This is a genomic window from Phycisphaerae bacterium, assembly GCA_041652575.1.
Classification (GTDB): domain Bacteria; phylum Planctomycetota; class Phycisphaerae; order Sedimentisphaerales; family UBA12454; genus UBA12454.
In genome coordinates, this window is the sequence record JBAZHC010000014.1 from 92,606 (window position 1) to 101,926 (window position 9,321).

The 9,321-nt window shown below is 42.0% G+C and carries 7 protein-coding genes; 1 reads left to right on the forward strand and 6 read right to left on the reverse strand.

Annotation, left to right across the window (positions count from 1 at the left end):
• Position 1: 1 nt before the first annotated feature.
• A complete protein-coding gene (locus tag WC496_10515; protein MFA5293453.1) occupies positions 2 to 814 on the forward strand; it encodes a lipopolysaccharide kinase InaA family protein in 813 nt (270 codons plus the stop codon).
• Between the two features lie 336 nt (positions 815 to 1,150).
• Here WC496_10515 and pheS read toward each other — a convergent pair whose 3' ends face one another.
• The 6 genes from pheS to WC496_10545 all read right to left on the reverse strand — a co-directional run bounded on the left by pheS (position 1,151) and on the right by WC496_10545 (position 8,624).
• On the reverse strand, positions 1,151 to 2,140 hold the full coding sequence (gene pheS / locus WC496_10520; GenBank protein MFA5293454.1) for a phenylalanine--tRNA ligase subunit alpha: 990 nt from the start codon (positions 2,138 to 2,140) through the stop codon (positions 1,151 to 1,153).
• Positions 2,133 to 2,489 carry a 50S ribosomal protein L20 gene (gene rplT / locus WC496_10525; protein ID MFA5293455.1) on the reverse strand — a complete coding sequence of 119 codons (357 nt, stop codon included), beginning with the start codon at positions 2,487 to 2,489 and terminating at the stop codon, positions 2,133 to 2,135. The genes pheS and rplT overlap by 8 nt, the downstream gene beginning before the upstream one ends.
• Positions 2,490 to 2,554: 65 nt before the next feature.
• Positions 2,555 to 2,752, reverse strand: coding sequence for a 50S ribosomal protein L35 (gene rpmI, locus WC496_10530; protein ID MFA5293456.1), 198 nt, complete (start codon positions 2,750 to 2,752; stop codon positions 2,555 to 2,557).
• Between the two features lie 124 nt (positions 2,753 to 2,876).
• Complete coding sequence (gene infC, locus WC496_10535; GenBank protein ID MFA5293457.1) at positions 2,877 to 3,392, reverse strand: translation initiation factor IF-3; 516 nt, start codon at positions 3,390 to 3,392, stop codon at positions 2,877 to 2,879.
• Positions 3,393 to 3,424: 32 nt separating this feature from the next.
• Positions 3,425 to 5,344, reverse strand: coding sequence for a threonine--tRNA ligase (gene thrS, locus WC496_10540; protein ID MFA5293458.1), 1,920 nt, complete (start codon positions 5,342 to 5,344; stop codon positions 3,425 to 3,427).
• A 388-nt stretch (positions 5,345 to 5,732) separates the two neighbouring features.
• The gene (locus WC496_10545) at positions 5,733 to 8,624 is read right to left on the reverse strand and encodes a P-loop NTPase fold protein (GenBank protein MFA5293459.1); all 2,892 of its coding nucleotides are present in this window, start codon (positions 8,622 to 8,624) and stop codon (positions 5,733 to 5,735) included.
• Between the last annotated feature and the right edge of the window lie 697 nt (positions 8,625 to 9,321).

Below are 9,321 nucleotides of genomic sequence, written 5' to 3' on the forward strand. Positions count from 1 at the left end.
TATGATTTACAGGAAAACATTAATCGCTGACAACTTCCCATCGGGATTTGAATCTTCGGATGTTCAGGTTCCCGATGGCATAAGGGCTTCTTTCGAAAAACTGGCCTCTTCCAGGTTCGCCTGTGTTTTAAGGTGCAATGCTTTCTTTGGGGCAAAGGTTTACAGCCTTATTTTAAAACAGTATTTTAACCGTAATATTTTTGATTTTTTCAAGGCACTGATAATTTCTTCCCGTGCCGAAAGAGCCTTTAAAGCGGGTCAAATGCTGTCTGATAACGGTTTTTTAGCTCCCCCCGCCGTCGCCTGCGGCAGGCAGTTTCTTATGACGCAGGAAATTCGAAACAGCACGCCTTTATACAAGATACTGGAGGTTTTGCCTTCACCACAGAAGCAGAAAATGATTGAGCAGTTCGCCCGGACCATTGGCCGGATGCACGATAAAGGGATTTTCCACGGCGATTTAAGACTTGGCAATGTCCTTGTAAAATCCGCTCATTGTCATTTCGAGCGAAGCCCCTTTGGGGCGGAGCCGAGAAATCTATTAAACAAAGATGATTCCAAAGATAATTTTGATTTTTATTTCCTCGATAATGAAAGAACTAAAAAGTTCAATAACCTGCCATGGCGTTTAAGAATTAAAAATCTTGTGCAGGCTTTTATGGTTCGCGAAAATCTGACTGACGCCGATAAAGCCTGTTTTTTCGCCTCTTATTTCGCCCAGCAGCAAACCCAGATTGACAAAGACAAATTAACAAAGGAAGTGGTTTCAAAAACCGCAAAACGCCTTGCCAAAAAAGAAACCAACCGCGAATGAACACAAATCGACACAAATTTACTATATGCAATGTAATGTTCTATCAAATAAACCTTCCGACCTTCGCATAATGGGGAAAGTTACGCTGATGGAATATGAATCCTGGGCAACATATGTTGAGAAGTTTGGGCATTTACCAGAATTCAATGATAAGACAATATCACCCAAAAAATAAGAAACTCAGTGTTAATTCGTGTGAATTTTTATTCGCCTCTGACGGACGAGGTCAATTTAAAATCTGTGAAAATCCGCGAAATCCGTGGTTAAATTATACAGTTTCTCTGTGTCCTCTGTGAGATCTGTGGCTAAAATTAAAAAATAAACTCTGTGGCTTTTTTAGAATTGCTTTAAGAAGCGGATATCGTTTTCGAACAGCAGTCTGATATCGGTAATGCCGTATTTTCTCATCGCAAGCCGTTCAATTCCGAATCCGAACGCCCAGCCTGTATATTTTTCGCTGTCTATGCCGACCGCGTTTAGAACGTTCGGGTCGACCATACCGCATCCGCCGACTTCAATCCACTTTTCGCTGCCGTCTTTGGCGACGAAAAGCAAATCAACTTCTGCGCTTGGTTCTGTGAACGGGAAAAAGCTCGGCCGCAATCGCCATTTTACATCTTTGCCGAAGAATACGTGTATGAACTGCTCGATGGTGCTTTTCATATCGACCATTGAAACGCCTTCATCGACCACGAGAGCTTCGAGCTGGTGGAACATAAACATATGCGTCGCGTCGACCGTATCCGGCCTGTAAACTCTGCCCGGCGCAACGACCCTTATCGGCGGTTTTTGTTTTTCCATAGTACGGATTTGTATAGTCGATGTCTGGCTTCGCAGGAGTTTATTTAAATCTATACAGAAATTATCTGATGGGTCTCTTGCGGGATGTCCCTGCGGAATATTGAGCGCGACGAAATTGTGCCATTCGTCTTCGACTTCCGGGCCGTACGCGATGGCAAAACCCATTCTGCCGAAGATTTCGAGCAGTTCGTTTGCGGTTTGCGTTATTATATGAGCCTTGCCTTTTTCGAAATTGATTCCCGGCAAAGTAATATCTACGGCAGGTCCTTTTCTTACGGATGTGCCTTGGAGAGAGTTTTTAAGCTGTTCGAACGCGGCGGTAACTTCCTGCTTGATTTTATTGGCAAGTGTGCCGGCTTCTTTTCGCTGCTCCGGAAGTGCCTGGCCGATTCGGCTCAGCATTTCCGTTACCTCTCCTTTTCGCGAAAGGAAACGAATGCGGAATTCTTCAAGCTGAGCGGGATCAGTTACCTTTTTGAGCGATTCGAGCGCGTCTTTACCGATTTGTTCAAATTGCTTAAGCACAAGCGGTTCGTGCCTTTTCAACTATGGCATCGAAAGCTGCGGGGTCGAAAATGGCAATTTCACTTAGCATTTTTCTGTTAATGCCGATAGCAGCTTTTTTACAGCCGTTAATGAACTGGCCGTACCGGATATTTCGCGTTTTGCATGCTGCGTTTAAGCGTATAATCCACAAACTTCGGAATTGTCTTTTCTTCTGTTTGCGGCCGACTCTTGCGAATACTTCCGACCTGGTTATTCTTTCTTTGGCAAGTCTATAAGTCCGGCCCGGTGAACCTCTGTGTCCACTGACTCTTTTAAGGACTCTTTTTCTTGCTTTACGGGTGGCTGAACCTTTTCGTACACGTGGCATGTCAGCTTTCCTTTCAAATATCCTGCCGGTTCTCGGCAGCGGATACCAAGCCTATAAGGCTGTTATTAACTCTTGTTAAGCATTTCCTTCATTACTTTTGCATATACTTCAGCAATGATAATTGGGTTACCGAGCCGGCGGCGTCTCTTGGATGGTTTTGAGCTCATCAAATGGCCGGTAAAGCTCTTATGTGCCTTAACCTTACCGCGGGCGGTTACCTTTACGCGTTTCTTTAAACCTTTATGCGTCTTTGTTTTATACATATTTCTAAACCTCATATCTCTTGTTTATAAAAATAAAGATTGGTATATTAGCAACCTTTCGGCCCAAGGTCAACAATTTACTTTTGTTTTCTCCGGCTTCGTTCGAAAGGCAAAATAGTCTCAATTACTTGGGAAACATCAGCACGGTCATTCTTTTGCCCTGTACGCTTACAGGGTGGTCGATTTTCGCGACATCTTCGAGCTGCGTGATAATCTCGTTCATCCGTGCCTGCCCGAGTTCCAGGTGCATCATCTCGCGTCCCTTGAACATCATCGTAAACTGTACTCGATGTCCCTTCTTGAAAAATTCGCGTGCATGATTGATTTTAGTTTCGCAATCGTGCGGGTCGGTCTTCGGACGCAGCCGGATTTCCTTTACGACAATTGTGTGCTGTTTTTTAACGTTTTGTTTTTCTTTCCTTTTCAGTTCGTACAAATACTTGCCGAAGTCCATTATTCGGCACACCGGCGGGCTGGCTTCCGGAGCGATTTCGACCAGGTCAAGTTCCGCCTGTCCCGCATGGTCAAGAGCCTCGGTCAGACTGACAACTCCTATTTGGCTGTTGTCGGCTCCTATAAGACGAACCGGGTTGGCATTGATTTGCCCGTTAATTCTCAGTTTTACCTTTCCGATAACTATTCCCTTTCAATCGTAATAATATTCACACACTTTTATAAATTCAAATCCTGTATTCTCGACACAACTTTTTCTTTTACCGCGGCCATAAACTGTGCGACCGGCGTACTCTTGTTATCATTGCCCGCGCGGATTCTGACGCTTACGCTTTCAGTTTGTGCCTCTTTAGGCCCGACGACAAGCATATAAGGCACTTTATCGTTATGCGCCCGGATAATTTTCGCGCCGACTTTTTCGTCTGACATATCGATTCCACACCTGAAATTTTCAGCTTTAAGCATCTTGTTCAGTTTCTGTGCGTAATCGTTGCTCTTTTCGCTGATAGTCAGCACCCGCATCTGTTCCGGCGAAAGCCACAGCGGGAAAGCTCCGCCGTAATGCTCAATTAAACCGCCGATAAATCTTTCCATACTCCCGAGTACCGTTCGATGTATAATTATCGGCTCGTGCAGCGCGTTATCTGCGCCGATGTATCGAATATCGAATCGCTTTGCCGCCTGCAGGTCAACCTGATGCGTAGGCCCCTGCCATTCGCGTCCCAGCGAATCTATCAGTTTAATATCAATCTTCGGCGCGTAAAACACTCCGCCGCCTTCGTCCACTTCATACTTCAGCCCGCGTCTGTCCATAGCCATCCGCAATTCTTTCGTCGCCCGATCCCATTCCTCTTCCGTACCGAGAAATTTCGCCGGCCGCGTCGCAAGATACGCCTTATACGTATATCCGAACGTCGTCATCATAAAGTGCATCAGTTCGAGAATCAAATCAAGCTCCTGCCCCAATTGCTCCGGCGTGCAGAACGTATGCGCATCGTCCTGCGTAAACCCGCGAACCCGCAGCATCCCGTGCAGCGTCCCGCTCGGCTCATATCGATATACCATTCCCAACTCGCAGAACCGCATCGGCAAATCGCGATAGCTCCGCGGACTATTGTTATAAATCATATAATGACCCGGACAGTTCATCGGCTTGAGATAATAATTCTGCCCGTCAATATCCATCGGCGAATACATCATATCCGCGTATTTTTCCAGATGTCCGCTTTTCTGATAAATTTTTTCCGTTGCGATATGCGGCGTATAAATAATATCGTATCCGCGCTTCAGATGTTCCTCTTTCCAGAACGTTTCGATTATGTGCCGGATTAACGAACCTTTTTCGTGCCACAGTATCAATCCCTGCCCGATATCGTCGTGAATGCTGTAAAGGTCGAGCTGTTTACCGAGAAATCTGTGGTCGCGTTTCTTCGCCTCGTCGAGCCTGTGCAGATAATCGTCGAGTTCTTTTTTCGTCGCCCACGCCGTGCCGTAAACCCGCTGAAGCATTTTCTGTGCCTGGTCGCCGTGCCAGTAAGCCCCCGATACAGACATAACCTTAAAGCTGCCTATCCTGTCGGTGCTCGGAACGTGCGGCCCTCTGCACAAATCCTCGAACCCGCCGCCGTGCGAATAAAAACTTATACTATCGCCCGTCGCCCTGCCGATATTATCGATTTTGTACCTGTTGCCTGCGACGTGTTTTATCGCTTCTTCTCTGCCAAGTTCTTTCCGAACGAAAGGCAGTTTTTTCTCAGCGATTTCAGTCATTTTCTTTTCGATTTTTTCAAAATCTTCCGGCCTTACCGGCTCGTCAAGGTCGATATCGTAATAGAAGCCGTCTTCCACCGTCGGCCCGTAAACTAATTGAGCCTTCGGCCAGATACTGCAAATCGCCTCAGCCATAACATGGGCGCAGCTATGCCGGATTATCTCCAGACCGTCAGGTTTGTTGGCTGTTATGATTGAAATATCGACATCTTTATTGATTGGTGTGCTTAAATCGACGGTTTGACCGTTTATTTTACCTGCTACCGCGTCGCGGGCGAGTCTTGCCCCTATCTTTTCCGCCACCTGACCTATCGTCAGGCCGTCTTGAATCTCCAATACTTTGCCATCCGGCAGTGTTACTTTAGCCATTGATTATATTCCGGCCTTAAATCTGAATAATATTTCTATAAACTATTGACTGTAAACTGGTAATAATCTTAACAATCCTTCAAATTTTGTCAATTATTAAAATAAATCGCTTCCGGTTAACCCTCAAACCTGCCTGCCCGTCCGTAGCCTTCTCGTCCTTCCGTAGTTCTTAACGAAGGAGGATGGCGAAGGCGGGTGCCGGGGGGCAGGGTTCAGAGCCCCAAGCGTTAGCGCGTGGGTATATTAAAATCCTTAAGCCGCCACACAACGCAACAGAGCCGCGACCGTCAAAGCGAAGTGGAAACCCTGCGCAAGGGTAATAGAGCGGTCATTTTTGTATGGCAGGGTTCTTAAAACTACTTCATCATGGCATCTTTATCCGGCATTTTTAAATCCTTATTACTTTTTCGACTAATCGTTTTAAATTGCTTCCAGCAGTTCTTTGATCAATCTCTCTCCAGCCTTTGTTAAGTAAATCATTCTGTTCATCTGTAGTTTGATATGAAGCCTTATCAATTCGTTCAAGCACGAACTCTAGCCTATCAATCGTAGATAGTCCCTCTGATTGAATCAATTTGTTAAAATGCTCATTTCGTGTCTCTACCGCCTCTCTATGATTGCCCACCTTCAAATAACTAAGGGTTTGATATACATCTATGGGATATCCACTACTGTTTGCAATGCTAAACAGAGTATCTTGAAGTTCTCTTTTTTGTTCTTTATCCATTTTTGAAGCATTATTCTTAATCCACTCACCCACCCAATCACTCTTGTTTTTCCATAGTTCTGATACAATACTCCTTCTTCTACCAGCATATACATCGAGAACCTGAAGACATATACTTTTATATCTACTCCCTGCTGTATTTATATTTTGAGAAAGTCTCGTATTTATCAAGTCACTGTTTTTTTCAATAAACTTATTAATAACTTGTTCTGATCCAGACGATAGTAACTTGTTCCCTTTTGAATTCCATAAATCTGTAGCTATCCTCATCGTTCCCGACCATTTCTTAAAATTTTCATAATCGCCATATGTGTCGATTATTTCAAGTTTATTTTTATCGTCAACATAGTCAAACAATTGATTAAGAGTTTGCAATACAGCCTCACTATCTGCCGGTAGCATATTATGCTCATAAGCACGAGCATTTATACTTCGTAAGGCTTTCAAAAAATTTACGCATTGTTCAGAATTTATCTCTATCTCTTTATTTGTTTTTACATCCCATTTCTCTTCATTTTTAAAATATCCTAATGCTTTATTGAAGCATTGGATTACATTTTTTATGTGTTGAGTATTATCTTCGGCTATATTCTCTAAAGCCATACAGTATTCTACGACGTTATCTGGTAAAACATCAAAATATCCTTCATTGACTCTTTTCAAAGACTTACTAAAGAGTGTTTTTGATTTAAAATCTGGATATTTTATAGCAATCGGTACTATCTCATCATACAATCCTGCAAGCCGCTCAATGGTCTGTGGTATTTCCTGCTTAAGTTTTATTACATTCGACTGTTTATTACTTAATAATATTTGGTTGTCTTCAAGTATTGAGCCAAATACATCTACGCTATATCTAATTTGTTCCTTTGTATATTCGATTCCATTGATGGGTTTTCCCAAATTTTCTATAACTCTTAAAACCTCATCAGGTTTTCCTTTTAAAATTCGTTGATAAACAATCTTCCCCGGCATTTTGGGTAATTGATTAGGATTTTGTGAAGATAGCGACAATGCCATTTGATCTGCTGTTGTAGAAGATATTGCTATTTTGTCATTTAATTCGATAGCCGCCATTACAGATGATATAGCATTGACTCGGCCAATAGAATCGCTAGCATCAGTGTTATTCCATATCGCATTGATTATATCCTGACTTTCCTCCAATCTACCAGACAGTGATTTTGCAAATTGTTCATTATTTTCGTAGGCGAGATTGTACAATTCATATAGTCCTTCTATTTTGTCAAAATCGTTAGGTGTTTTAAGGTATGTTATAGCAGCGGCACATTCAGAAGTAATTCTATTTTTTAAACGTCCGTAATAATCACCCATATCTTCTTTAGCTAAATCAATTGCTAAACAGTCTGGATGTTGGGTGATTATTCCTTTTTTAATTTTGCCGGCTTCTTCACAGGATTTGGCAAGATTGTATTTGATTAAAAAATTGTTCAGAAATATTTTTGCTTTTCTTGGATTTTTTCCAAAGCCCACTTTTATTATATGGCAAATAATATCCCTGTGGTCTTTTGAGAAATCTAACTTCATATCGCGATACAATTCTTGTGCATACCTAAATGCGTCTTGTGATCTAAATTCTGGAATTCTGACAGAAACATTAAAAAATTTCTCTAAAAAATCTTTTCCATTATCCTTTTTTTCTGGAACAGGATCCAAAGTGCCAGGATGTTGTTCAATGTTATTAAAATGTCTTCTTAATTCTTGATCACAACAAGGAATAATAAAAACCACCTTATCTAAATCATCCTTATCGACGGCTTCTTTTGTATTGTTATCTTCTTTTGCATCAACAATAAATGTCTTAAGTGTTTTAATGATAGCCAATGTATCCTCAGGCTCTACTCTATCTAAGTTGTCTATTACAATACAAATATGCTTTTCTTTTGCTTTTGAAATTATTTCATTAAAATATATGTCTCTAAAATAATCAATATCCTGAAGGGAAACATCGTCTGTTTGCGTAGAAGTGGTTATTGAAAATCTTGGCAGTATAATTTGGAAATAACAGGCAATTAAAATACCTACAAAAGATCCCATGACAGATAACCATGGGAAAGGATTTATAACTTCTTTGCTTTTAAGCCATCCCCAACCCGATAAAGCACTACTAGCCAAAAGCAAAAATACAAAGACCCCAAATAACCACCATGCTATTTTACTTGGTTCCCATTTACTTTTGTTTACAATATTTTTTTCATCTATTTTCTTTTTGATATCTTTGTAACTATTGTCATCAAATAACTCTCTTGCAATCTTTTTTAAGAATTGTCTGTTAAATATATCCTTGTCTTTCCGCCAAGCGTCAACTGTAATTACTTTTGTTTTTTCTTTTTCTTTTTTGCACTTTCCCTCAAGTAATTTAATAATTGAACTTTTACCTGTTCCCCAAGAACCGAATAAACCAATTACAAAAGGTTTTTTAAGATCAGAACGGGCCGTATTATATAATTCGTCTGCTATTAGCTCAAAATGTCCAATGCGATCTTGAGTAGTTGGCCTGTCATCAAGAAATTTATAATTGTTTTCTGCCATAATTTTTCCCTCGAATTTTTCCGCCGGAGTTTACCCTCGCGAATACATTCGGCGATTAGTTTTTTTTCTTGTCTCCTGCATTTTCCGCTGATAACTGATAACCGAGTTTCTGATAACTACCCCTCAATTTTAATCTATAAAACCCCCCAACGCAACATTCTTTACCCCGTGAGATGCCGCAGCTATCTCATCGGGGCTTTTTGTTTACGTTTCCCCTGCCTTCCGGCAGTGTTTATTGCTTCAACTTTTTGGCGCAGCCGTAGAAAAATTCAGATATGAGACTTGCGGCACAAGCTCGCTTGTAGAGCGGGTTGATTAATCTGAATTTAAGCTACCTTAGGGTTGCTTAGTTGAAGCAAATGCACCTCTGTCGAAGCGGAGCGTTGAAGCGAAGCGGAGACCCCCGCGATTAGATTCGTCGAGAATCTACGGGGGTGTTCTCTGCCTGCCTTGCCGTAGCTCCTGCCCTGCATAGCATGCAGTGCGGCGTAGGGTTAGCGAAGGCAGGTGGCTAAAAACTTCGTGCGTCTTTCGTGCTCTTCGTGGTGAAAAAACATCTTTTATATCTGCGTAATCCTATGAACCGGAGCCAATCAAGGCAATTTTTTGTTTTTCTTCATATTTTATTTTTTCCATCATTATTTACTTTCAAGCATTCCCGTCCGCAGCCCCCTTCGCAGGAAGTCAGGGGCGAGGA

Bases quoted from the DNA above. Each gene is read 5' to 3' on its own strand.
- rplT (MFA5293455.1), bottom strand. From the start codon at position 2,489: ATGCCACGTGTACGAAAAGGTTCAGCCACCCGTAAAGCAAGAAAAAGA.
- WC496_10515 (MFA5293453.1), top strand. From the start codon at position 2: ATGATTTACAGGAAAACATTAATCGCTGACAACTTCCCATCGGGATTT.
- WC496_10545 (MFA5293459.1), bottom strand. From the start codon at position 8,624: ATGGCAGAAAACAATTATAAATTTCTTGATGACAGGCCAACTACTCAA.
- rpmI (MFA5293456.1), bottom strand. From the start codon at position 2,752: ATGTATAAAACAAAGACGCATAAAGGTTTAAAGAAACGCGTAAAGGTA.
- thrS (MFA5293458.1), bottom strand. From the start codon at position 5,344: ATGGCTAAAGTAACACTGCCGGATGGCAAAGTATTGGAGATTCAAGAC.